The organism is Alicyclobacillus acidoterrestris, from assembly GCF_022674245.1.
GTDB lineage: Bacteria > Bacillota > Bacilli > Alicyclobacillales > Alicyclobacillaceae > Alicyclobacillus > Alicyclobacillus acidoterrestris.
On the sequence record NZ_CP080467.1, the window covers coordinates 31,660 to 56,341 of the forward strand.

The window sequence follows — 24,682 nt, forward strand, 5'->3', positions numbered from 1 at the left end:
TCTTTACCAAATGTTAGCAGATGCGTGAAAAAGGAGGCAGAATCGCGAAATGGGCCGATTCCTACCAATCATCAAACTCATCTTGATTGTCGCAGTTGGGTTATTCCTCTTGAAAATCGCGACAAAGGCAATCGCCAACAAGTTTCCAAATTCCATCACGTCTACGCTTGATAACGTAGTCCAAACCGTTTAAGGAGGGTTGAACATTGGCGACTCAACAGCTTTCTGCAAATGACCAATTTGTACTTTCTGCTTTGAAACGCAACTATCCAATGCCACAGGTACCTGTCCAGTACGCAGGTCAAGTCGTGGACATCGAGTTGGATAGTGTGCCTGGCTGGGCGCGGGCAATTAACTTGACCTGTTTGCTGAACGTGGATATCACGGTTGCTTCTGGCGGGTCAGCACCAAGCATGAGCCCATTCGCACCGTACAACATCTTTAGCGCAGTTGAGGTTTCTCTTGGCGGTGGTCCCTTCCAGCGTGTAAACGGTTTGTTCTATTACCTACGCGAGATGATCAGCACCAAGCAAGACCCGAAAAACCGGCCAGCGACCGATCCGAGCTATGTCTCAGGTACAACTTACAGTGTTCCTCCAATTCAGGCGGCTGCCGGAAGTACGGAAACGAATACCTGGCGTTTTGGCCTGAAAATCCCGCTGGAAATGCAGCATGGTTCTGTTGTCGGTTTGCTCCCGCTTGGTAGTGCCTCGACGCGTTGTAAAGTGCGCCTCACATTGGCTAGCCAGCTTTGGAGTAATGACCAGTACATGAGCCCGCTCTACGGTGGTTCCGGTGTATCCGCACAGATTACGCCGACGGCGGCAAGCTGGGTAGCACCGAATATCAAGTATTTCACGGCACCCGCTGTTAGCGGCGGCGGTACTTTGCCGACACCTACTATCGGTCAAATCCTGAATGTGCAGGAAAATACCGTTTCTTTTGTGGGCGCTGGCTCTTTGACGCCATGTAAGTTCCCGAACCCATTCACATATCTGCGTCTCTATCACATTGTGATTGACGGCACGGGCGCCCCAAATAGTTCTGGAGTCACCAACTTCGAGTTGGATCTTACGCCTGGTTACCCGCAGTTTAACTACTCGACGCCGGCTTCCCTGCAGGACTATTTCGAGGAAATGCTCGACTTGTACAAGAATCCGCTCAAGACCGGCGTGTTCATCTTCGATTTATGGTCAGGTAACGATCCGACGAATCCAAACGACACGCAGGCCATCAACGGCGCAACATTCTCTAGCCTGCAAACACAAATCGCTGTCAGTGCTTCTACGAGTGTTGCAAGCCCAGCAAAGATTGTTACTTATGCCGAAGCGCTGTCGCCTGTCGGTTTCTAAGGGGGCTAAACAGTGACCACGGTTGAGATGAAACAAAGCATGAGTAATTTTGCGCCGACGAGTAACGAAACACAGCAAACAAGCCATGCGGCATCTCCAAGTCACCAGGCTGTTGCCTCAACCGGTCTGCAAGTGGTGATTGTGATCGCGGCGTTCATGGCTGGCATCTATGGTTTGCATATTGCCGGTCGCCTGATGAAGGCAGGAAGTACCAAAACCAAATAAGAGGTCCAAATAAGAGGTGAATTAGGGTGGGCGTTAACGCAATTAAGGGTGCGGGTGCACTCGTCATATTCGGCATCAGTTGGATGGATCACATTTTCAGTCCATTGATTTGGGCGCTGATGATACTCGCAGGTCTCGATATTGTGCTGAACGTGCATAAGGGACTACAGCACCAAATGGGCAAAATCGGGTCAGCTTTCGCGTCGCTTGGCGGTCTCAGTTTACTCAAAAGTGGGACGCTATTTTCTGCTCAAACCTTGCACTATGCGGTCGCTGTCATGGTGCTCGTGTACTTGCAGATCGTAGTTCCACAGATTGTCGCTTTCGTCGGCAATTTGAAGTTCGTAACGATTGCCGAAAAGCAAGCGGCTAGCACCATTATTCAGGGTGGAGCATCTCAGCTCACGGCTGAAGCGCAGAAGGTTGAGCAAATGAATATGCCGAGCCCTGCAAGTAAGCAATGAGAGCCTTCGGATTTGCACTTGTCGTGATAGGGATTGTGGTCATCTGGCTATCTGTCCAGGGAAAAATGGGGGCCGCATTTAGCGCGCTGATTACGGGCCAGGTACCGACCACATCCTCATCGGCAGGTTCATCTGGAAGTGCTCCGCCTAATCCAGGTAGCCCGACGAGCGCCGGTCAAGGTACTGGATATGCGCCTGGCGCATGGGGCCCGACGAACTAGGGGGATGAAGACGTGAATGAAACAGCATCTACCCTTCTCATCATGATTATCGCGATCTGGCTTGTGACGTCTAAACGATTCCAGGCATTCCTAACGGTGGTGAAATCGTGAATACGCAATTTAACGCCATTGGTATCGCCACCGTCGCGATTATCTTTTGGATCACCGCACAGAATGCGAGCGGGGATGCGAGAACGATGTTTAACCTGTTCCTCGGTGTCCTGTTGCTCTCGATGGTGATCCTTAACTGGTCAAAGATTCAACCTATCTTCTTCAAAGGGGGCACGAAAAATTGAGTGCATTTCGGGTACATGACCTATGGGGGATTATAGGCGGAATGCTCGTGCTCATCGCCTTGTATCTCATCCTCAATAATTCAAAGGGTGCGACAAGCATTCTAGGCAGCCTGTTTAGTGGCTCAGGCAAGATGGTCACTGATCTGCAGGGCAGGTAAGGAGGGCAATCGATGTTAAACCCGTTCGGGCAGCAAAACGCGATATCAGTCCTCCAAAAGCAAAATTATACGGAAATGAACCGAGGCGACATGTATGTTCCTGTCGGTCGCGTCGATGCACCGCTTAATATTGCGGTCGCGGCTACGCCCCATTTTGGGGCGATGCCGGTTCACGCTGTGCCTGTCACATACATGGTAAACAGCGCAAATATTTTAACCGGTGCTAGGGCGGTAAGGACTCCGAATATCCAGGCGGTGAACCCAAATGGATATTAAAGCGGCTTGGAAAAAAATGAGCCCGATGATGAAGGTTGTGCTGATTGGTGGCGGTGGCCTATGCGTCTTCTTCTTTATTCGCGCATTTGCGAATGGTGGCCTCAGCGGTTCCAGTTCTGCGAATACGACTGATTCAACGCCAATGACCACCGATTCATCGGGAACATCTGATTCAAATGATATGGCGGACATGGAAGCTATGCTTTTGCAGAACCAGGCGGCCAGCACAGCGAGCCTCCAGAGTCTTCTATCGCAAATGATGCAGACGAATCCGACGACTGCAACGGGCACAGGGACAAGCACAAGCACGGCGACAGGAACCGGGACGTCTACCACAACAAGTACGGCGCCCGTGACCACGCCGGTTACATCAACCGTTCCAGCAGCGCCGACGATTCCAACGAGTCTACCTGTTACACCGACACCAACACTTGTGTCAGCATCTACACCATCAGGCGGGAGCGTGAGTTATCAGTTGAATACGAGCGGATTATCCAATGCGACAGTAAGTGCAGGAAATGTTCTACCTGGTTCAACAGGCAAGAACATCAATACAACGACGACTGATTCATCGACGTTGATTTCTGCAAGTCGATCCAATCCGGGCACACAAATCGTTAGTACGGCGTCGAACGGATATCAAACAAGCACGTATACGGACACAGAGGGTACAACGGTGCAGATTACCGGGGGAGCATCCGCCCCAATGTCTCAACAGGAGAGCATCGCTCAAAAGAATTTGGCCAGCGGTGCAATCACAAAATCCGAATACAATACCTGGGCAAAAGCAAATGGTTTGCCAACAGTCTAGGAACGGTCAATTAGGCATGATTGATATTCGCGTAATTGCCGCATCAGTCGGTATCCTCACTTGTCTATTGTGTCTCGCATTTATCGCAGGTGTGAACGTCGCCGAATCACTGATTTTAAGGGGGAAATTCTTTTGACGACATTAAAAGAAGTCGCAGATTTAGGTGCACAAAAAACAGGGTTACCAAGTCGCTTTATTTGCGCTTGGTTTTATGCGGAGAACGGTGAGAATTTACCGCAGGACAATAACTTTGCGAACATTTCATATAGCGGATCAAATTTACCGTCTGACGGTGTATTTCGTGGCGCGGTAAACATTCAGCCGAACCATGTTGTGACATATGGGACTTGGGAAGATGGGCTCGAAGCGTGGGCTACAGAGCTTGCAATCCCGGTCGGCCCGACCAAATGGCTGACACTCGATCTAGAGCAACTGAAAGCGTGTAACGGGAATGTCGAGCAAATGGCAAAGCTCGTCGGGGAAAGCAATTGGGCTACGAGTCATTATGATGACGGACGTGGCCCCGGTTCACTTATTATTGATGCTTACAATAACACGGTCATAGAAGGATGGTATGCGAATGTGCCAACCGCCCGTCCAGAACAACTATCAGTCACCGTGCAAGCGGGTCAAACCTTGTCAGGCATCGCTGATGAATATCGAATCCCGCTGGGCGTACTGCAGCGCTATAACGCCATTCCGGATGCAAACAAGATTGATGCAGGACAGAAATTATTGCTCCCGATTCCGCACACAGTGCATGCAGGAGATACACTGTCTAACTTGGCTCTGACAAATAAGGTCACGGTTGCTTTGTTACAGCGCGTAAATAGCATCGAAGATCCAAACAAAATTTATGTAGGTCAGGTGTTGTGGGTATGAAGAAACAGAGAAAGAAGACTCCACCACGCGATAAAAACGGTCGCTTCAAGAAACGCAAATAGAGAGGGTGAACCTCTTTGTCACAGATGCCATCAGGAGGTGGAGGCAGTTCTGCCTCCTCTTCTACAAATCCAATTGCACAGGATATCTCTAACGTGGCTAGTCAATACGGTATAGACCCTAAGATCCCGCTCACGATTGCGGAATGGGAAACGCGCGGGTCTTTGAATCCTGACTCTGTAAATCCTTCGGACTGGAATGGATATCCCAGTGTAGGTCTATTTCAACTTAACATGGCGCCTGGCAACCCTGGCTATGGGTACACAGAGGGTCAACTGGAAGACCCCACGACGAATTCTCAAATTGCTGTGAAACTCATGCTCCCAGCGTATCAAAACGCATTAAAACAGGGTTTAACAGGTACAAATTTACTTGACTACGTTGCCAATAATAGCGGTTGGCCAGATAGCGCAGGTGTCGCCGTTGCAAACGCAGATGAACCTAGTTACGACGTTGGCCTGAATGCCTACTATAACGGCGTGGAAGGGCCGATAGACCCGGACAACAGTTCAAGCGCCTATGCGTCCAATTCTTCGTCGTCATCGTCGTCATCTGTGCCAGCAGGGTTGTCGGGCAACTTCATCACAAATCCCGGGAAACTAATAAGTGGCATCCTCGGTATCATCGCTGGTCTTGCGCTTATTGCTCTTGGAATTTGGATCACACTCAATCCATTTAGCGACCTTACGAGTGCCATCAATGGAGCAATCAAGAACTTCGCGAAGATGCCAACAGAAGGGATTACAGAGCGGGTTCGCAATGCACCAAAAAACGTGCGTAGGCGTCGAGACGAACGCGCTCAGAATAGGTTACTCGACGCCGCGGGAAAAGAGTCTAGGAAAGTCACTCATATAGGTTCACGAAGAGACTCAGTTAACCCTGATAGGAAAAAAACATTCAAGACCAAAGACATTAACATCAACGATACTTTTTAGAACCACGGAGGTGGACCACATTGACCGAGCAAGACTTGATTGCGCATATCGCCCACACGCATCACCATGTGAATTTGCTATCGAAAATCGTGCAGGAATTAATTCCGAAACAGCCGAGATTCCACGAGGAAATTTTCCAGCCATCGTCAGTTGGAGCAGCGGTCAAAGTGATTAATATCCCATTTATGGCCCGTTTCGCCTGCTTTTTCAATCCAAATGACGCGGGATTATTTATCTCGGAAGGTCAGTTAGGTACCCAGCCGCCTGGAGCCAAGCCTATTTCTGCTGGTAAAAATATCAGTATGCAGATTCAACAGACACAGATTTTAACCCTTTTTCAACCAGATGCCATTTCGTCGCCGAGCCCCGTCATTATCCAATTTAGCGACCGGCCAATTCCACTTTACATGGGGTGATCATATGTATGTCGAGATTCCCATTCAATTGACTGTTGGACAAACGAGCGGACAGGCAACACTGAATATCCCGTCTCCCGCGAGTTATGTGAGTGTCATTAATAACACACCGGCGAGTATTTCTTTCGCACCTGGTACCGTCGCGCCTGGCCCTAGTGCTGTGACTATCGGCGCTGGAAAAACGTATTCTGGACAGATGCTCACCACACAAACAGTAACCGCCGCATGGACAAGCCCTGGGCCCATTGCAGCTGACAACAATACTGTTTTGTTTGCATTTAGTGACCAACCAATTACGCTTAGTGTTTCTGACACAAATACGACCAATGTGACAGGTACCGTAAATGCTCAGATAGATGGCACTGTGGATGTTACGGGTGATGTAACGATTACGAACAGCCCAACGGTGAATATTAGTGGAACACCAACAGTAAACGTTACGAATGAACAGATTAATACGTTTGTTGGTAATACTTCTACCCAAGCAGTGCCTGTACAGCAACAATCTTTTTATGGCACTGGCGAGGATGGCGATTTTAATCCGCAGGGATCGTGGAACACTGTTTTCAGCGACAATTTTACAGACCAGCGCATGTGGTCTATTTTGAGTGGGAATGGAACTTTTAGCTCTAGCGGTTTTACTGCAAGCCAAAATGGTACGACACTTATCGCAAATTTCCCGTTTGCTACTGCGTGCAAAGCAAGCATGACTTTCAAGACGCCTGCAACCGTACCTGCAAATATTCAAATTGGTATCGAAGACTTATCTTCACAAGCAACTTCATGGTGGGCTGGCTATACAAGCCTTGCTGCAAACTCTCTAGTAAATGGATACGGAAATCCAGGTAACAGCCCGTCCTATTGGACTTGGGAAACAACACCTTATACATTGCAGCCTAACACTGTTTATACGCTGCAATATGAATATCACAACATGCCGACGCAAAACAAAAATACAATGTCTGCCTACTTGTATCTAGGTTCTTCTGCAACAGGAACACCAGTTGCAAGTTTATCCGTTCAAGAGAGTGGACGTATCGGACAATTTTTCCGACCTCGTTTATATGTAGACAATGGAGTTTTAGTTTCAAACTATACTGTGCAAGAGTATAATTACACATTCCAAAACACTCCAAATGAAGGCGAAATAAAAAACTTTAAATCTGTAACAATTCCTGATGACATGACTATCCGTTGGGCGAATCCTACGCAATATGTTTTATGGTTTGCAGATGGAAACGTGCAAATTGACGGTGTTATTATGTCGGCCGACGCTATGTCAAACGGCTCTACCTCACCTTCGATTCGCTTATTTAATGCGGCTATAACTCTACCCCATGCAGGAAATGGGGGTGCAGGTGGTTCAGGTGGCGGAAGTAATAGCAATGCTGGACATCCTGGAGGGGCTGGAGGTACTGGCACGGCATATGGATCAGGACAAGGTGGCGCAGGCGGCGGTGGAACTTCCGAATATGGTTCAGGTGGAACAGTTGGAGGTGCGGGAGGTTCTGGTTATGGTGTTGGAAGCGGAGGTTATGGTGGTTCAGGTGGCACATATGCGACTGCTTCAATGGGAGGTACTACATCACCTTCACATGGGACAGCCACTTTCATCATTATTGCAAACGGCAACATCATTATAGATGGAACGGTTCTATCAAATGGCGCAAATGGCGGCAATGGAGGAAATGGTGGTTCAGCCACAGGCGCATTACAAAACGGATACTACTGGGCATCGCCTGGGGGCGGCGGTGGCGGATGCGGAACAATTGGCGGTAGCGGTTCAACAATGAATAGCTATTCAAACGGAGGTAGTTGGAATGGCGTCCTTGGTGGCGGCGGTGGAGGTGGCGCAGGAGGCGCAGGTGGTGGAGTTGTCGTTTTATATGCTGCGATGTCCGCTAAAATCACAGGGGTTATCAACGTGAACGGCGGTCAACCTGGTTCTGGCGGTCTAGGCGGCAGCGGGGCGGCAGGTTCAGGCAGCTTTACAAATCCCAATGGAACAAATGGTTCACCTGGACAAGCAGGGCAAGCGGGTCAAGTTTTAATCTATCAGTACAATCAGGCGGTGGCAGTAGCATGATTACTTGTTACTTCAATCCTCATGACGCAAGGTGCAGAAATATCGTAAATTCACTCAACGGAAATTACGATGTAATCGTAGACTATACGCATTACACAGCGGATCGAACCGTTTGGATCTCCTTCTTACCTACAATAGTTCTGACAGACAACGATGGGAATGAATTGGCTAGAATTGAACACGCAGATGATGTTACGCAGGACAACATTAACTGGTTGAGATCAACGTTTGCCAGTTGGACAAGCGGTACACCGTTCCCAACTCCGCCGTGGGAGGAATCAAACATATGACGCCAAAAGAAATATGTTTAATCGCGCTGATTGGCGCAACCATTGCAATTGTGGAGTATTGGCTTTACCGAAAAGCCGGACTTAAGTAGATGCAATTATACCGAAACGTAGTAAAAATACCTGCCTGTTCAACAGGAGGAAGTAAACTGACAGTAACACTAAGGGAGGTAGTTGTATGCCAGCAAATTTCAATGGTCTGTTAGAGGGGAATCCGACATTCCCGCCGCTCAATATCTCTGAAGACGATGCGAGAGCAAAGAGTTCTCCTGTAGTTGGAGACCCGGGGTTCATTGTTGAGCAACAGGATGGCACGTGGTCGTGGGAACCGAATTTGCAGGTTGCACGTGACAAGGCGGGGACAACGTGTGCGATCTATCAGTCGTGGGAAGTCTGTGACTATTTCCGGCAGTTTGCACGTGAAGAACACTTGAATGCTGATGGCATAGAGACAGATGAAGGCCCGCTCGCTTGATTTGCAAATCATTTTGCAAATCAAAGCGTGACAAGGGAACGTGTGTTCTGGTTTTAGAAAGTGAAGATTAAACCTTAAAATCGCGCCGTTACGGTAAATGACGGGTGCCCGAGTGATGGGAAATGACACGGTTTGAGGATTCCTAAACCGCGTCTTGCGGGGGTTCGAATCCCTCCGGGTGCGCCAGAATATCCTTATGTGGTGCGGAATTTCTCGAATTTGGGAGTTCCGCATTTTGCTTTACAAGGGTCAATTGCCCATACCTTGCCCATATGGGATATTACGAGCTAAGTAAAGCATCAATTTTTTGTGCTGCTTCTTGTTGCATACTTGGTAAAACGTGACTATAAATCTGAAGTGTTGTACTTACGTCCTCGTGACCCAGTCGCTGTTGAACGACATGTGGATGTACATTCTGCGATAGCAATAATGTAGCATGTGTATGACGAAGGTCGTGGATTCTAATTCTCGGTACTCCACATTGTTGAATAAGTTTATTGTGTATCATTCTAATGTTGTGGGGAAGTACAGGTGTGCCGACCTGGGTACAAATAACCAAGTCATTCTCTTCCCATCGAGAACTTGCTGTATTGCGCTCTTGTTCTTGCTGAGAACGATGTTTAAGTAGATCCTTAATGACCCAGTTCGGTAGGTCAATCGACCTATAACCACGCTGTGTCTTTGGTCCAACCAATGTGTATCCTTTTTCTCCGTGTGTCCAAGACCTTTGGACACGTAAAACGGCGCTCGAAGAATCCGGTGCAATGGTTATATCGCGCCAGCGAAGTGCAAGTATTTCACCACAGCGCATACCTGTGGCCAGTGCCAAGGAGAAAAACAAGTAGTAGCGATGTGTTCGGGCTGATTGGAGAAACTTTGATGCCTCTTCCTTGGTCCAGGTCTTCATTTCTTGACGCTGTGGTTTTGGAGGCTTAATCTCAGTTAGTGGATTAACAGCCAATTTGTGTTGAATGCAGGCTTCTTTTAGTATTTGTTTTAGTAAAACATGAATGTGCTTAATTGATTGATCTGAAATCCTACTTTCTAGGCGCTTGTACATAGCTTTAACATCAGTTGGTGTTAACGATTGAAGGCCTTTATGGCCAAGTTCGGGGATTATATACGTTTTGATGTCAGATTTGTATTTCCTTAACGTTCCTTCCCTGACTACCCGAGCTTTTTCTTCAAGGAATTTAAGACAGAAACTCCTCACAGTTTCTTTTGTCTTTTGAACCAGTTTTCCATTTTCTTTATCTAAAAGCATTGCAGCACGGAAAGCCTTGGCTTCGCGAATAGTAGGGAACGCCTTTTCAACGTATTTTGCTTTGCCGCATTCGTCACGCCCGATAAACGCTCTGGCATAAAACTTATGGCCCTTTTGTCTAATACCTTGTGGGAGATTTTTCTTTGTCTCCATCATAATCACCTCTCTGTTTGATTGGAACCATTGTAACAAATTTGAATGCGACGCCTGCCCTTTTCGTAGAGGTGACGTAACCGCCGGTCATACAGAGCCGGCGTTATCAAAGTTAAAGTCTCAAGTAGTGGTGTAAATTCTTCAGGAGGCTGAATCTTGACGAAAAAGCCATCGAGTGCAATCTACTAAAAGTGTGCAGCAATCAGTAGAGGAGGCACTTCGATGGCTTATACGGATAAGATCGCACTTTTGGAGTTAATTCGCAAGATCGGATTAGAAGATGGTGATGTGGATTTCTTGAAAGAAGGGCTGAGGGTTCTCACCCAAGCAGTGATGGAGGCTGAGGTGAGCTCCCTGATTGGCGCTGAGCGATATGAGCGTAGTGAGAAGCGTAGCAACAGCCGTAATGGGTATAGAGAACGAGAATGGGATACTCGTGTCGGAACGATCGATTTGCAGATTCCCAAGCTTCGTAAAGGGAGTTACTTCCCAAGTATCCTAGAACCTCGGCGGAAGGCTGAAAAAGCCCTTCTGTCCGTTGTTCAAGAAGCGTATGTGCATGGTGTGAGCACTCGTAAAGTGGATGAGTTGGTCGAATCTATGGGGATTCAAGGAATCAGCAAAAGCGAAGTGTCTCGAATCTGTAAAGAACTCGACGATGTAGTGCAGGACTTCAAAAACCGCCCGCTGGAGGGGACGTATCCATATCTTTGGCTAGATGCCACTTTCCCGAAAGTGCGAGAAGGCGGACGGGTGCAGAGCATGGCGTTTGTGATTGCCATTGGTGTGCGAAACACCGGTGAGCGTGAAGTATTGGGATTTGACATTGGCACCAGCGAGGACGGCGCGTTTTGGCTCACATTCATCCGCAGTCTGATTACACGTGGATTGCGTGGCGTACAGTTAGTAATTAGCGACGCGCACGAAGGACTGCGTAGTGCCATTGCTTCTGCGCTGACTGGAGCGACCTGGCAGCGCTGTCGTGTCCACACAATGCGCAATATTCTCAGCCAGGTGCCTAGAGCGTCACAAGCGATGGTCTCATCCATTGTCCGGACCATCTTTGCGCAGCCGACGCAGGAAGCCGCCAAACAGCAATTATCTGTCGTTGTGAAACAACTTCAAGGAAAGTTTCCAAAAGCGATGGGTGTTCTGGAACGTGCAGAGGAAGACGTATTAGCATACATGGGATTCCCGAAGGAGCACTGGAAGCAGATTTGCTCGACAAACCCACTTGAGCGCTTAAATCGTGAACTAAGGCGGCGCTTTGATGTGGTTGGCATATTCCCCAACCGAGAGTCTGTATTGCGCCTTGGAGGATCGATTCTCCAAGAGCAGAACGATGAATGGATAGTTGCAAGGCGCTACTTCAGCCGAGAGTCTATGGCAAAACTCATTGGCACTGATGAACAGCAGTTACTAGCTCCAACGTCAGTTTTGCATAAATAGCTAACACTAGGGGTTGCACTCAATTTACACCACTTGACGGGACACTACCACCATCGGTAGTGTCCCGTCAAGTGGTGTAAATTGTTTGAGTGCAATCACTCTGTGACTTGGGTCATTTATTGTTACTGACATAGCATAACGTCCGAAAACTGACGGTGTAAGTTGACCGAGAACTGACGGATTCGCTGTCCAAGAACGCTTGCAAAAATGGGAAGGAAGTTTCCTCCCCTCCCGACAGTGTTTCTAAAGGTCGACGCTAACCAAATATCGCCGATTTTCTAAGAGTCCAAACGCGACGTCGCCGCTGATGATGTACCAAGATGTTCGTCCAAGCTCTAGCCGTCCACTAAGCGTTGTGCGTTCAATGTGAAATTGCACAATCTCCCCGCAGTGCAAACTGTACCACTCATTTTTGCCCTCAACCACCCAACGCGACAACTCTGGATCGTAGAACATCTGTAATCTCCGTGCCATCATGAGCATTCACCTTGAATGACGCGCTCGACCATGTGGTCGTCGATGATCCGTTGCCGATTTTGAGCCCCATACATGAGACAGTGCGTACAGAGTTTGTTGACCAGTCGTGGAGCTCCACCCGAGAAACGATAGATTTCATCGACAGCCTTATCCGAGAAAATAGATTGCTGTCCAGCTACCGCGTAGGCTAGATGACGTTCAATGTATGCCCCGATTTCAGCGCGGTCGTAGTGATGCAACTTACACTGTAGATCAATGCGTTGCCGAATGGCGGCGTAAGCCTGTAAGTTGAGCCGTTCCCAGAGCTCACTCTGTCCGACGAGAATTAGCGCCATAGGACTTTGCGCATCCATTTTAAAATTCAAAAGAAATCTTACTTCCTCGAGCATCTCCCGATCTAGCAAATGTGCTTCGTCTACGACCACAACTGGACTGAGGCTATGTATCCCACGCATCAGCTCAATCTCACGATGCAATTGACGTTTCGCGTCGCCGCGATAAAACTTAGCCTCGCAACCGAGTTGCTCGAGCATCCCCTTGTAAAAATGTCGTGGGGTCAGCTTAGAATCCGACAGGTACAGAATTTTGAACTTCGACTGTTCCAGCGCCTCCGAGAAACGACGGATGGTTGTGGTTTTTCCGGTTCCACAATCTCCAGTCACCACTGCGAACCACTGACGCTCCGCAGCATACTTCAGCCGACCGAGAATGTCCTCCAGTGTAGATGACATGTAGAGTTCATCTGTTGGAATATCTCGTGAGAAGGGCGTGTGAGTAAAGCCGTAGAACGATTCAAACACGACCATTCTCCTCCTTCCAGACCGCGTCATAGCGGACTGCAGGCGTGATACGCTCAATCCGATCCTGATGCTTCTTCTCGGCTGCATCCAACAGACGAGATGTGTCAACGTTTTGGTTCTCGAACCGCTCTGGCAGTTTAGGTCTTTGCCCAGCCCGTTCACCAATCACCAGTTCTCCCACAGTCCAAGGCTGGTGACCCGCGTATTCGATGGTGAGTTCCGTGATATCTGCAGGGTCGTATATGACATTCACCTTACAACCGATGAATGACAGACCCACTTCATACTTCTTACCCATGAAGTTGATACAACCGGACTTGTCCACTTTTCGAGTTTCGGCATGCAAAAAGGCATCCGCGATGCTCTCTGGTGAGATGAAACGAATGGCTTTATGGTCGCTACGATAGGCAGTCTCGGGGCTCATCTGATTCTGAAGTGCGGAGTGAGGTTGGTTCTGATAACATTCACTTAACCAGACCTCAAATTGTTGATTCAATTGTTCCAATGTCTTAGGTTTCGCCGCAGCGATTTCGTCCAGAAACGAGTCGACGATACGATTAAACCGCTCTATTTTTCCCTTCGACTCCGGCGCATAGGGTTTCGCGTAAAGCAGCCGTGTCCCGAGCTTTGAACAGGTTCGAGTCATCCATTTGGTTCTGAATTGTTTGCCGTTGTCAAAGTAGATAGCCTCTGGTATACCGTGCTTTTGTACAGCTTGGCGAAAGCAGTCTTCCACAATGGTTTGGTCCAGCGTGGGGTAAAACCTCCCGTGGAGAACAAAACGAGTTGCGTCATCCAACATAACCACGAGATAGACCTGTTGCTTTGAACCATTCGTTCCAATGGGGAGATAAGGGCCAAACTTGATGTCCGATTGCCACAACTGATTGCGGTGACGGCGCTGAAACCTACGCGCTGCCACACCGGTTTCAGCATACATTCGCATGTGTCCGGCACTATATCCTCGACGAGCAAGTTTCTCTTGAAGAGTTGTTCTCCGAATTTCCCCAGGTGCCACTTTTCCTTCCCATTCGAGAATACGAATGATCTGCGAGACGCTTCGAGAAGGAACCTCTCTGCGCAACAAAATGGCCTCTTCCAGAATCTCATCCGGGATCACCTGAGCTCGACGGCTAGATTTTGACCTCGGTTTGAGTCCCTCAAAACCTTGTTCACGAAATGTAGCTAAATAGCGGCGCAATGTTCGTTCCGATAACCCGGTCTGTGCACAGATCTCTGCCTTGCGTCTGCGAAGTTGCGCTGAATCCAGTCCATCTTCCAAAAGTGGAGACAGCAACTGAACACGATACACGGCCACATCCTCCGCTTTTTTCCAATCTTTCATGGCTAACCTCTCCTTCAAGTGGGGTTAGCCTGAATAGTAGACAGAGAAGAAGCGGACACAAAGGCAGAACGGGTATGTGTCCACAAATGTAGATTTGCAATAGGGCGGACAGCACGGGCCATCCACCCGACGGCGTCGCCGACCAAATGTCCAATTCGATGGAGTGAGGATTGTGTTGGATAGGACGGTTCCAACACACGGCCGTGACGGTTTGCAATAGCAACCAGACAACCGGTAGCATACGAAGACCATGTCTCGAACCATTGACGGACACGGCGGATGGTGGATTCGTCCGCCCCCACTGAAGGGGATGATTCGGTAATGATCTGCTCTATACTTTCTCGGTCATAGCGCTTGTAGGGCACAAGAATATCTGGGAGTTCGTGGTGGATACGATGACACTCCGTGCAACGAAGGCGCCGAATGATAAGGGTGAGTTGGTCACCGTTACTCTGCGTATAACGTCTACGTCGGCTTCCGCATACAACAAGTTGGCCCTGACAGCAAGGACACGGGATGCATTCCTCACTCCGAACAAAAAACTCGGGTGGACTGCTCAACGAGCTGATAATCTGATAGAATTACCATACGAGTTGGGGACGTTTCCTGTTGCACTGTTCGGGCGGTGCAACGCAAAAGGAGACGTCCTTTTCCATTCCTAGGATAAGGACATGATATACGTCAACTCCTGGACAGGCAATTCAGTCAACTTTCGGCCATTATGGATTGGCCAAAACAATTTATGTAAAACAGACGTCGGTGCCAGTAACTCTTGTTCCTGAGTTCCCGTCAGTCTCGCCATCGACTCTCTGCTAAAGTATCGCCGTGCAACGATCCACTCATCGTTTTGCTCCTGGAGAATGGCTCCACCAAGTCGTATCACGGAATCCCGATTTGGAAAGATGCCAACCACGTCAAAGCGTCGCCGCAGTTCACGGTTTAAACGTTCCAGCGGGTTTGTGGAGCAGATTTGCTTCCAGTGCTCCTTTGGAAATGCCATGTAGGCAAGTACGTCTTCCTCTGCACGTTCTAGGACATCCATCGCCTTCGGAAACTTTCCCTGGAGCTGTTCTACGACAACAGCAAGTTGTTGTTTAGCTGCCTCCTGCGTTGGCTGAGCGAATATCGTCCGGACAATGGACGAGACCATCGCCTGTGACGTCCTGGGTACCTGACTCAAGATGTTACGCATGGTGTGAACTCGGCATCTCTGCCAGGTAGCTCCTGTTAAAGCAGATGCAATGGCACTACGTAGTCCTTCATGGGCATCGCTTATCGCCAACTGAACGCCTCGCAGACCACGTGCAACAAGACTACGGATGAAAGTCAGCCAGAACGAGCCGTCCTCACTGGTACCAATGTCAAATCCCAATACCTCTCTCTCACCGGTGGCTCTCACCCCAATGGCAATCACAAACGCCATACTCTGGACACGTCCGCCCTCACGGACCTTGGGAAACGTCGCATCCAACCACAAATATGGATACGTTCCTTCAAGCGGACGGTTCTTGAAGTCCTGCACAACGTCATCTAGCTCCTTACAGATGCGAGATACTTCACTCTTGCTGATTCCCTGAATCCCCATGGATTCAACCAACTCATCCACCTTGCGGGTACTCACACCATGCACATAGGCCTCTTGAATAACCGATAAAAGCGCCTTCTCAGCTTTTCTCCTGGGTTCCAGAATACTGGGGAAGTAACTCCCTCTACGAAGCTTAGGAATCTGCAGATCAATCGTTCCAACACGAGTGTCCCACTCTCTATCACGGTGTCCATTTCGACTATTACTGCGCTTGTTAGTACGCTCGTAGCGTTCAGCACCGATAAGCGAGCTGACCTCAGCATCCATCACTGCCTGCGTAAGGACTCTCAGACCCTCCTTCAAAAAGTCCACATCACCATCTTCTAATCCGATCTTGCGAATCAACTCCAAAAGTGCGATCTTATCCGTATAAGCCATCGATGTGCCTCCTCTACTGATTGCTCGTCACTTTTAGTAGATTGCACTCGATGGCTTTTTCGTCAAGATCTAACCACTGAATTTACACCACTACTTGAGACTCTAACACACCATCTGGCTGCAACGGGCGCTGTGGCGCGTAAATTGACGTACATCATTCATGCCGTTCTGCGCGACAAGAAGCCATACGACTCAATGGCGTAAGACAGCAACTTGACTGAACATTCAAATCACGTCTTTCTTTGACAGGCTTATATAGAGCGCCTAAAAATCACTTCCCTTCGTTGTTCTTAGAACTCGAAAGAGTACTTGACATTAGATAGCTGGTCTTGACGGGACACTACCAGAGAATGGAGCTAATCAGTGCTCATTTTACTTTCGAGAGCGACGTTTTAGCCAAAACTTACCTTGTATAACAGAGCAGCAGGTAACGTTCATTTCTTTGTAAGTGATTGAAACTGCCAAATGTGATGTTGTCTTGTACGTGTTATATCAGGCTAAGTAATCTCACGTTTTCTCTCATGTTCTGATGATAAATAATAGAGCGTTTTGCAGAATTAACGTTCACAACGCATTTGACACTATATATAGTGTTCCATTGATAGTTCGTACACTATATATGTGCGAGAAACGGTGAAAAATCGAATTCTGCAAAACGCTCAATAAAAAATTACTCATATGGGGGATTTTTTATAAAAATTCTGCGGGGTAATAGCTATAGGACTTGTGTATCAGAATGATGTTCGGAGCCCCACCCCATATCATAGGGGAATGTGTTATTACACAGGCACATAGTCAACACTTATCAAGAACAGACCAAGAAAAGGTAGAAAAGTACAAACACCCTCATGTTGCGAAGGTATGTGTCTACAATTGCCATACGCTAGTTTGCCCTTCGGGATAACGTGGTTAGATACTTTACTTAAGTGATCTGATGAGCCCTAATGTTGTAACTCGTTACGCGAGGCATTGTGTGTTGCAATATAAAACGGATTGTATTTGGCCTCACAGTCAAGGTACTCTATGTCGAAGCTAATACTGACCACCCCATTTGGAATGGATAGAGATTTTCAAATGCCTCTCACTAGTTGTTTTGTGCCTCATCATTACTCGTTGAGGTTTTTCAGGTTCGAAATTGAGTTGAGAATCTATAGTTCCTTGGCATTCGGAGTTGTCATAGAGTACAAATCTTCGGAAGCGCGCGAGCGAAGTGTTGCGCTATCGAGTCGTAAGGCGAGCTCTTGGTGGGTACGAAGCAAAGCATGCGTCAGGCCTGAGCGCGGTGGCGCGGCGCCAAACTGGTATTTTTGATGCATGTTTGAAATTGTTATGCCCATGTCACCATCCCCAATATGACTAGGTTTTTAATGTTTTAAGGCTCTCATCGATGAGCAACTTGATGACTGAACAGCCTAAATTTCGAGCTCACTAAAAATGGGCGCACTCCCCCTAGGACTGTTGGTCTCATGGAGTAGTGTCGAACAGTCTCTGTTGTGCTTTGACACCTACCGTCGAGCCGTGTAGCTAGATGACTATCATGTCCCTTGATCGAATTTGTCGGGGTCTCTTTTTAACTTTAAGACCAGTCGGTTGAGTTCGATCAGCTCCTTGGAGGGAGTTACTTAAAAGTCCCTCTACTTATTATTAAGACCGCCAAACCTAGGGTATTTGGACAAACGTTCACAAATTAAATACAATTCTGTTCGTCTTTTGTTCACCACCAAAATATGTTAGCTGGAATTAAGCAGGCAGAAATCTTGGTTAGGATAATCGGGATGTCCAAAGAAGAGTTGCCGACAGAAGCGTGGGTCCGAAGTCACGATACGTTCTCCGCATAATGGTTCGGCTGATTCATCAGACAAGGCACAGGAGCCATTCGAATCCGTACTTACAGCTATATATGGCCTGGCACGGGTGGCTAGTTATTTGTCTTCTTGAATGATTTATAGTGGTACCAAGGGAACTCATCGGTCAGCACAAATAGACAACTAATGATATACCGCACGCATTGCGTGCAGCATGGTGTGCTGCATCGTAAAATAGGTTGTACTTGGATTCGCTATTAAGGTACTCAACTGTGAACTTAAATGTTTGGCCTTCGTCAGTGAATGTTGAGTCGATGTGATCAACTCGATGTGTTCATGTTCTTCTCTGTTTCCATTCAGAAAATTCTCTATTATGTTCATTCTGAATAGACAACGATTTCCCTGGGCTTTACCGTTGCGGCTCTCAGACGAGCACTTAACATATTAGGGACATGGACATAGCAAACAATTTAACCTATTGATTAAAGCCAGACAAAACATTCGTCTATATCCTTTGTGAACCCACAATACAGTTGAGCGGTTGTATACAAAGTTTGCAGCAACACCATCGGTATACGGATCTGGAGGAGAGATTATCGTCTGACCAGAATTATTTCCCTTACTTGTGCAAGTAGTCTTGCGTTATAATCGCCTATGATTAATGAAGCGTATGACTCTCAATGGCCTGTCTACGATTGTCTGCCATCTCCTTTCTATAAAGAATTTTGAGGAATAGTTGCCACATCTGTGATGTGGGCCTTGTTTCGCTTGAAGTTCCCCCCTTAGGGATAGGAACCTAGATCAACCGCCTATCGGCGTATTTTAAGGAAATGGGTTCATGAGTGGATCAGACCTCATAGTTCTTGTATTAATTTATCGCAACACAATTCGTAAGGAGTGTAGGTAATGTGTGATAAAGAATCCAACAATGTTCTTGAATTTAAATTTAAGAGAAGTAGTTCAATGGACACCGATGTCGACGCAAAGAAAGAGGTTGCAGAAATTATAGACATGGTTAACATGCTGAATGCTCATGAACGGCGATTCGAAGACATACTTTCAAAAATGCAGGCTCAGATTGAGGAGCTAAGAATAGCTCTACATGAGAAGGATTTGATCATTGGACAAAAGGATAGCGAGATAGTTGAACTTCAAATCTCATTGTTACAAAGAAAATCCTGAGGCTTTGGGATTTTTCAGTTCACATGGTTGCTTACAGGGGAATTTGACCAACTTAACGACCGGATGGGCCAATTCTAGATGATGATAGGTCGGTTGGCAGCGTCCAGAACCTAAGGTGGAACATGACACATGGTCTTTTATAAAAGCCCAGGATATGTCGTGCATTAAGCGAATCATTAAGATATCAGTCGGGCCAGTAAATATAGCTGGCCACCTCTGGTTCTTTGCGATAAGCATCGAGTACATCAGAAAAGACTGATGGCCGGTTCCTCGAACAGCCGACCATCCTGAGTACATCGATTTAACTTGACCGGAACGAGAAGACCGTATCGGCCCACCCAGGAGTCTCTGCCTGTCCCATCAGGTAGGGGCTCTTGTTATTTATATTATACTCATCTGATCTTTATTCATGCAACAACTCTAACTCTAAACTCCCACTGAATAGAATCTAAAAGCAATGTCAATGCTTATAGAAATTCTATTAGAGAGGTGATAGTCTTGAGACAAGAAGGGGATGATAACATGGCTATCCGTCATGAAGATGTTCTCCGTAAGGAAGAAGCAAAGAAGAAAGAGCGTCGTGCTTTGATTCGCCAACTTGCTAAAGAAATATGTGACGAGAATGATGAAGCTCTTAGGAGATTGTCTAAGAGTTGATTGAGTATCTAACTACCGATGATATTCGATATGCACACGAGTATCCTCCCAAGCCACGTGTTATAGTTGGACAAGATATAGACATGTTTGGACGGCAAATTGTGGGGCTTTACATTGGTCTACAATGTAAAGCGACGGACGCCGTTATGAGGCTAAAAACGGCACTGTGGAAGAGAAAACTACTTGACGGTGGGGCGCCCTGTCATCTGTTCGGATAATGGATCACAGTTCATTAGTCACGTATTTGAGGAAGCCTGTGAAGAGCTCCAAATTCAGCATGAGCGCATACCGCCAAGAACGCAAAATATGAGTGCACACATCGAGTCATTCCACCGTCTGTTAGAGGATGATAGTCTGTCAAAAATGGAGTTTGAGCACTACGTGCAGGCATACGAAACTATGGATAACTACATGAGATGGTACAACCAAACGCGAATCCATTCGAGTATCCACTATCTGTCGCCAATTGACTTTCACAAGGCGCACGTGGAAACCGGTCTGCAACCCAAAAAAACGATTCTTGTGTAATTTGAACACGAACCATACGTGCCATGCAAACAGTTTGTGTTTGAATAGTCAAATGACTTCAAAAAAATCATCTTGTCCAAAAAGAGGGGTTGACCCGTATCTATACAGAGGCAAAGTAAATATTACTTAGGAGTTACGAGTATACGTGTGGGTAGAGATAAGGCGGAGTCAAAATGACTCTGCCTCATTTGATTATACTGATCGCATATTCTTGGTACGTTTTAAGTCTTGCTTGAAACTACGTGAGCGATTTTCTTGTATTCGGTCGGTTCGATATGAATCCACATTGTCGTATTGGTACTTTGGGTAAAGCGCACGTTTTTCATATTGTGCTTTAACTGCTTCGAGTATCTTTATTTTCAGTTCTTTGTCTAATAGTTCAATTTCTGGCTTGTCAGTTGATTTTGCAACCGGCATTTGAATTCTATAAACACCAAGTGATGGGCTACGCTCCAGCCTGACGCTTTTGATTTTGAGTAGACTGTCTATAGTTACAGTTGCTTCCGCAAGGACTCCATGTACAGGGTTAATATCGGTTATTTTTGCTATTACATGCATTTTGTGTTACCTCCAAGGTATTAGATTAATGGTGCTATAGATGGTGTGCTGGAGCGTATCTACGTCCCAAGAAAAGCATCAGGCCTTATCAAGGTTTCTCTCACAAGGGTTCTACTTCTGCGTCCACGTGTCTGTCATGCCTCGAAGTATCCCATAACTCATGAACAATCTCACCGAGATACTCAGAATGACTGTAGTTCTTGTACACTAAAGGCACCATTGACGTATCCAGAGGTATGTTTCTTAGGTAGTCATAAGCTTCATCGTCATATAGTTTCTGTGGTAGATAAAGTAAGTTGCTCTTGAAGTATAGTTTCTTAAAGGGTGGACGGTCTCTAAACTGCTTGCATAGATAGTTGGCTAATCTGGGGAGGGATTTGTCACTCCAGATGCGAGTTACTGAATACCTCCCATGTGTCCACGCCGCTCGTAGGTGTTTCTGAATGTGAGGTGGAGCATCAGTAACCATATGGAAGTGGACAGTTCCCTTTTTCGTGGTCTCAGGTACTGCTAGGTAGTTGAGAGTGTAACCAGGTGCCCATTTCCTGAGGCGTTTTTGTACTGCTCTTCTATATCGTTCGAATCTGTCCTTGGCCTCTGACAGGTCGAATCTCCAGGATACATCTTTTCTAACAGTCAGTGTTATGAAGTATGCCTCTGTGTTACGGAAGTTGTGGTCGAGGTACTGTCGGATGTTATTAGTTGCCGTTCGTATAGCTTGTCGACGATTGGCTTCATGGGCTTCAGGACTGACTGTTCTTTCTCTTTTGCGGCCTCCTTTAGAATGCTTACCAATATAAGCAGGAGCATGTTCGTATTGAATGGTTTCCAAGAACCTTGGACTAAGAAGAACCTTAGTGAATCCCGACTTCTTTATCATGGTACTACCTCCTTGTTTTCAGTGAGTAACCTGATTAATCGTTGTAATATCAAGGCTTAATGTGATTATAGAAGCCGGGTCAGAAGGTGTACATTCCGGTGTGGTGTTATAAATGTCGTTCATAGCGGAGGTAAAAGCAGGTAGAAGTGAAGTAATAAGAGTTTCTTACATTAGCCAGTATTTTTGTGGTTTTTCACGAGGATCCTCAATTTTCGCTTTAACAATCGTGCTTAGATAAGACTTTCCCGAGGGATAATAGGATTCTGCGACACCCTGTAAACGGCCCCACCCTTTGTTTTCCACAACTTAAAAACGCAGAAAAACGCGGCGTTCTGATTGGTGTTAGGTTCAAAGTGTGGACACAACGAATCGAGAATGTAAGAATAAGACGATTTGAGGTGGCCACGTGATGAAGCAATATGACAAGGAATTCAAACTTCATGCTGTTCAAATGGTCTCGGAAAGCGGGAAGCCAGCGAGCCAAGTAGCTCGGGAACTGGGCGTATCGCAAAAGACGTTGTATGGCTGGATGTCGAAGTTCAAGGAGGATCCATCTACTCCGTTCGTTGGTAGCGGGAACCATGGCGGACATCACGTACATTCCGACGGATGAAGGATGGGTCTACCTAGCCAGTTTAATGGACTTGTACAGCCGCAAAATCGTGGGGTGGCGTGCCGATGCACGAATGACGAAAGAGTTGTGCATCGCGGCACTGGAGCAGGCATTTGAACGTCAAAGACCCGCAGGCTCTGTGTTGCATCACTCGGATCGTGGGAGCCAATATGCCTCTCATGACTACCAGAACAAGCTGCGAGAATACAAAATGGTCGGGAGCATGAGCCGCAAAGGTAACTGCTTTGATAATGCGTGTATCGAGTCGTTTCACAGCATCATCAAGCGGGAGCTCGTCTATCTGTAAGCGTCAAATCCTCCACACACTTGACTTCGCTGGTTGTAGCAATAATAATGACAATCGATAAAATTCCCCGCCTGAATGTCAGACGGGGAATCACGTGTTTTATGATTTGCCTTTAGGTGCACGTACTTCCTCAGGCAATCGCGGTGACCAAGGTAGGAACTGATCTAACGAGTCATTATCGTTGATGTCGATGTTGGGCAATTGCTCAAATAGATATCTGAGATACGCAAACGGGTTGAGGCGATTCTCTTTCGCCGTCTCCACCAAACTGTAGGTAATCGCACTGGCCTTTGCCCCGCGCGGCGTATTACTGAACAACCACGCCTTTCGACCGATCACAAAGGGTTTAATCGACCGTTCACTTCGGTTGTTATCCAACTCCAGATTCCCGTCTTCCAAGAAAACAACGAGCTTGCTCCATTGATTGATGCAATACGTAATCGCTTTGCCTAAAGCGCTCTTTGGCAACACGAGTGCGCTCTGCTCATGAAGCCATGCTGAAAAAGCGTCAAGCACTGGTCGACTTTGCTTTTCCCGTCCTGCTCGGCGTTCTTCTGCAGTGGCGTTTTTTAGCCCGCGCTCAATTTTGAATAACTCGTTGCAATATTGAAGCCCGCTCCTTGCGGTTGAAGGCTTCTTCTGCTCGGCCGCCGGTAGCGTCTGCAGTGCGTCATTGAAGCCGCGACGGGCATGCGACCAACACCCAACCAGTGTGGCGTTCTCCAGGTCGTGGTAACCGGGATATCCATCTACGTGAAGATACCCCTTGAACCCTTGAAGAAACTTCTTCGGATGCTCCTTCGACCGAGTTTCTTGATAGTCGTACAGAACAATTGGTGGCCCATCACGCCCGCTTCGGTACAGCCACATATATGATTTCGAATCGGCCGCCCGCCCTGGCTCGTGCAGCACTTGCAGTGTCGTCTCATCTGCGTGTAAGTAACGCTGGGTAAGTAGTTCCTCATGGAGCCTTTCGAATATGGGGCTGAGCCAACGCGTGGCTCCGGCCACCACCCAATTTGCCATGGTCTGGCGAGAGATGGCTAAGCCCTGTCGGGTAAACTGCTGTTCCTGCCGATACAAGGGCATACCTTCTACAAACTTCTTGTTCATGATATAAGCCACCATGGATGGGGACGCCAAACTCCCCGGAAACGCTGGGCGTGGCGTGCTCGCCTTGACCACGGGAGGATGAATTTCAACCTTCTCACACGGTCGGCAGCCGTAGACATATTGCACACGCTCAACGACGACCGTTTGCGCCGGAATATGCTTAAGTTCTCGGCGTATCTCTGCGCTCATTTCGTGCATGAGTCCACCACAACACGGACAAACACGTTCCTCTTCCGATAAGCGATACTCTATCCGCTCAACAGGGAGGTGCGCCAGCATAGCTGCCCGCTGTCCAGGTTGCTTCTTACGCTGTTTTTGCGTCGCGTTTTCAACCGATGGCTCTTCTGCCTCGGGTTCTTCATCCGATGCCACTTCGGCCTCATTGAACAACCGCATCTGGTCAGCATCTGACTGCTCACTGGACATTCCGAAACGCTTTTGCCGATCCAGACGCCGTTGCTCAAGCAGCAGGTTCACTTGCTGTTTCAACTCGGCGTTCTCTTGCTCCAAGGACACGCAGCGTCGTTGTAAAACTTCTATTTGTTCGATGGTTTCTACCGATGTATTTTCCATACCCATTTCTTCGACACGCATGCCCGAAATCCTTGTCGTATCAAGATTTTCAATGATTTCCTCCATCGCAT

The 24,682-nt window shown here is 47.5% G+C and carries 26 protein-coding genes and 2 pseudogenes; 19 read left to right on the forward strand and 9 right to left on the reverse strand.

What is annotated here, in order from left to right:
- Window positions 1–49: 49 nt before the first annotated feature.
- The 13 genes from K1I37_RS00195 (at window position 50) to K1I37_RS00255 (ending at window position 8,944) form a co-directional block, all read left to right on the forward strand.
- On the forward strand, window positions 50–193 hold the full coding sequence (locus K1I37_RS00195) for a hypothetical protein (RefSeq protein WP_021297461.1): 144 nt from the start codon (window positions 50–52) through the stop codon (window positions 191–193).
- Between the two features lie 13 nt (window positions 194–206).
- Complete coding sequence (locus K1I37_RS00200) at window positions 207–1,352, forward strand: hypothetical protein (protein ID WP_021297460.1); 1,146 nt, start codon at window positions 207–209, stop codon at window positions 1,350–1,352.
- A 12-nt stretch (window positions 1,353–1,364) separates the two neighbouring features.
- On the forward strand, window positions 1,365–1,577 hold the full coding sequence (locus K1I37_RS00205) for a hypothetical protein (protein WP_021297459.1): 213 nt from the start codon (window positions 1,365–1,367) through the stop codon (window positions 1,575–1,577).
- A 26-nt stretch (window positions 1,578–1,603) separates the two neighbouring features.
- On the forward strand, window positions 1,604–2,041 hold the full coding sequence (locus K1I37_RS00210; protein ID WP_021297458.1) for a hypothetical protein: 438 nt from the start codon (window positions 1,604–1,606) through the stop codon (window positions 2,039–2,041).
- Window positions 2,042–2,369: 328 nt separating this feature from the next.
- The gene (locus K1I37_RS00215; protein WP_021297456.1) at window positions 2,370–2,558 is read left to right on the forward strand and encodes a hypothetical protein; all 189 of its coding nucleotides are present in this window, start codon (window positions 2,370–2,372) and stop codon (window positions 2,556–2,558) included.
- Window positions 2,555–2,716: a hypothetical protein gene (locus K1I37_RS00220; RefSeq protein WP_021297455.1), complete on the forward strand. Its 162-nt coding sequence runs from the start codon at window positions 2,555–2,557 to the stop codon at window positions 2,714–2,716. Before K1I37_RS00215 ends, K1I37_RS00220 begins: the two co-directional genes overlap by 4 nt.
- Before the next feature lie 12 nt (window positions 2,717–2,728).
- Entirely contained in the window at window positions 2,729–2,992 is a 264-nt protein-coding gene (locus tag K1I37_RS00225; protein WP_021297454.1) for a hypothetical protein, read from the forward strand.
- Window positions 2,982–3,803 carry a hypothetical protein gene (locus K1I37_RS00230; RefSeq protein WP_021297453.1) on the forward strand — a complete coding sequence of 274 codons (822 nt, stop codon included), beginning with the start codon at window positions 2,982–2,984 and terminating at the stop codon, window positions 3,801–3,803. Before K1I37_RS00225 ends, K1I37_RS00230 begins: the two co-directional genes overlap by 11 nt.
- A gap of 132 nt (window positions 3,804–3,935) precedes the next feature.
- Entirely contained in the window at window positions 3,936–4,685 is a 750-nt protein-coding gene (locus K1I37_RS00235) for a LysM peptidoglycan-binding domain-containing protein (protein WP_021297452.1), read from the forward strand.
- 155 nt (window positions 4,686–4,840) lie between these two features.
- Window positions 4,841–5,680 carry a transglycosylase SLT domain-containing protein gene (locus K1I37_RS00240; RefSeq protein ID WP_021297451.1) on the forward strand — a complete coding sequence of 280 codons (840 nt, stop codon included), beginning with the start codon at window positions 4,841–4,843 and terminating at the stop codon, window positions 5,678–5,680.
- A gap of 20 nt (window positions 5,681–5,700) precedes the next feature.
- Window positions 5,701–6,096 carry a hypothetical protein gene (locus K1I37_RS00245; RefSeq protein WP_021297450.1) on the forward strand — a complete coding sequence of 132 codons (396 nt, stop codon included), beginning with the start codon at window positions 5,701–5,703 and terminating at the stop codon, window positions 6,094–6,096.
- A 4-nt stretch (window positions 6,097–6,100) separates the two neighbouring features.
- On the forward strand, window positions 6,101–8,182 hold the full coding sequence (locus tag K1I37_RS00250) for a hypothetical protein (protein ID WP_161624370.1): 2,082 nt from the start codon (window positions 6,101–6,103) through the stop codon (window positions 8,180–8,182).
- Between the two features lie 465 nt (window positions 8,183–8,647).
- Entirely contained in the window at window positions 8,648–8,944 is a 297-nt protein-coding gene (locus tag K1I37_RS00255; RefSeq protein WP_021297444.1) for a hypothetical protein, read from the forward strand.
- Window positions 8,945–9,224: 280 nt separating this feature from the next.
- On the opposite strand, the gene K1I37_RS00260 is transcribed toward K1I37_RS00255, so the two are convergent.
- Window positions 9,225–10,361, reverse strand: a complete 1,137-nt coding sequence (locus K1I37_RS00260) for a tyrosine-type recombinase/integrase (RefSeq protein ID WP_021295243.1) — start codon at window positions 10,359–10,361, stop codon at window positions 9,225–9,227.
- A 222-nt stretch (window positions 10,362–10,583) separates the two neighbouring features.
- Here K1I37_RS00260 and K1I37_RS00265 point away from each other — a divergent pair, with 222 nt between their 5' ends.
- Window positions 10,584–11,810: an IS256 family transposase gene (locus tag K1I37_RS00265; protein ID WP_242215963.1), complete on the forward strand. Its 1,227-nt coding sequence runs from the start codon at window positions 10,584–10,586 to the stop codon at window positions 11,808–11,810.
- A 243-nt stretch (window positions 11,811–12,053) separates the two neighbouring features.
- Here K1I37_RS00265 and K1I37_RS00270 read toward each other — a convergent pair whose 3' ends face one another.
- The 5 genes and pseudogenes from K1I37_RS00270 to K1I37_RS00285 form a co-directional block, all read right to left on the reverse strand.
- Window positions 12,054–12,284, reverse strand: coding sequence for a DUF5348 domain-containing protein (locus K1I37_RS00270; protein ID WP_031217800.1), 231 nt, complete (start codon window positions 12,282–12,284; stop codon window positions 12,054–12,056).
- On the reverse strand, window positions 12,284–13,087 hold the full coding sequence (locus tag K1I37_RS00275; RefSeq protein ID WP_021295037.1) for an ExeA family protein: 804 nt from the start codon (window positions 13,085–13,087) through the stop codon (window positions 12,284–12,286). Before K1I37_RS00275 ends, K1I37_RS00270 begins: the two co-directional genes overlap by 1 nt.
- A complete protein-coding gene (locus tag K1I37_RS00280) occupies window positions 13,080–14,432 on the reverse strand; it encodes a DDE-type integrase/transposase/recombinase (protein WP_242215919.1) in 1,353 nt (450 codons plus the stop codon). Before K1I37_RS00280 ends, K1I37_RS00275 begins: the two co-directional genes overlap by 8 nt.
- 14 nt (window positions 14,433–14,446) lie before the next feature.
- Window positions 14,447–14,992, reverse strand: coding sequence for a DUF6431 domain-containing protein (locus K1I37_RS21680; RefSeq protein WP_081653889.1), 546 nt, complete (start codon window positions 14,990–14,992; stop codon window positions 14,447–14,449).
- Between the two features lie 203 nt (window positions 14,993–15,195).
- Window positions 15,196–16,395 (reverse strand): annotated as a pseudogene (locus K1I37_RS00285) (IS256 family transposase); the annotation flags it as partial.
- Between the two features lie 2,711 nt (window positions 16,396–19,106).
- Here K1I37_RS00285 and K1I37_RS00290 point away from each other — a divergent pair.
- The 3 genes from K1I37_RS00290 (at window position 19,107) to K1I37_RS21685 (ending at window position 20,567) form a co-directional block, all read left to right on the forward strand.
- Window positions 19,107–19,382: a hypothetical protein gene (locus K1I37_RS00290; RefSeq protein WP_021298715.1), complete on the forward strand. Its 276-nt coding sequence runs from the start codon at window positions 19,107–19,109 to the stop codon at window positions 19,380–19,382.
- A 522-nt stretch (window positions 19,383–19,904) separates the two neighbouring features.
- The gene (locus K1I37_RS21445) at window positions 19,905–20,039 is read left to right on the forward strand and encodes a hypothetical protein (protein WP_021298714.1); all 135 of its coding nucleotides are present in this window, start codon (window positions 19,905–19,907) and stop codon (window positions 20,037–20,039) included.
- Between the two features lie 189 nt (window positions 20,040–20,228).
- Complete coding sequence (locus K1I37_RS21685) at window positions 20,229–20,567, forward strand: integrase core domain-containing protein (RefSeq protein WP_051189687.1); 339 nt, start codon at window positions 20,229–20,231, stop codon at window positions 20,565–20,567.
- Window positions 20,568–20,759: 192 nt separating this feature from the next.
- On the opposite strand, the gene K1I37_RS00295 is transcribed toward K1I37_RS21685, so the two are convergent.
- Window positions 20,760–21,125, reverse strand: a complete 366-nt coding sequence (locus K1I37_RS00295) for a hypothetical protein (protein WP_021298712.1) — start codon at window positions 21,123–21,125, stop codon at window positions 20,760–20,762.
- A gap of 100 nt (window positions 21,126–21,225) precedes the next feature.
- The gene (locus tag K1I37_RS00300) at window positions 21,226–22,005 is read right to left on the reverse strand and encodes a rolling circle replication-associated protein (protein ID WP_021298711.1); all 780 of its coding nucleotides are present in this window, start codon (window positions 22,003–22,005) and stop codon (window positions 21,226–21,228) included.
- A 409-nt stretch (window positions 22,006–22,414) separates the two neighbouring features.
- On the opposite strand from K1I37_RS00300, the gene K1I37_RS00305 reads away from it, so the two are divergent.
- Window positions 22,415–22,618, forward strand: coding sequence for a transposase (locus K1I37_RS00305; protein ID WP_021298710.1), 204 nt, complete (start codon window positions 22,415–22,417; stop codon window positions 22,616–22,618).
- Window positions 22,587–22,922 (forward strand): annotated as a pseudogene (locus K1I37_RS00310) (IS3 family transposase); the annotation flags it as partial. The gene K1I37_RS00305 and the pseudogene K1I37_RS00310, both read left to right, overlap by 32 nt.
- A gap of 102 nt (window positions 22,923–23,024) precedes the next feature.
- Here K1I37_RS00310 and tnpC read toward each other — a convergent pair.
- Complete coding sequence (gene tnpC / locus K1I37_RS00315; protein WP_146824594.1) at window positions 23,025–24,617, reverse strand: IS66 family transposase; 1,593 nt, start codon at window positions 24,615–24,617, stop codon at window positions 23,025–23,027.
- Between the last annotated feature and the right edge of the window lie 65 nt (window positions 24,618–24,682).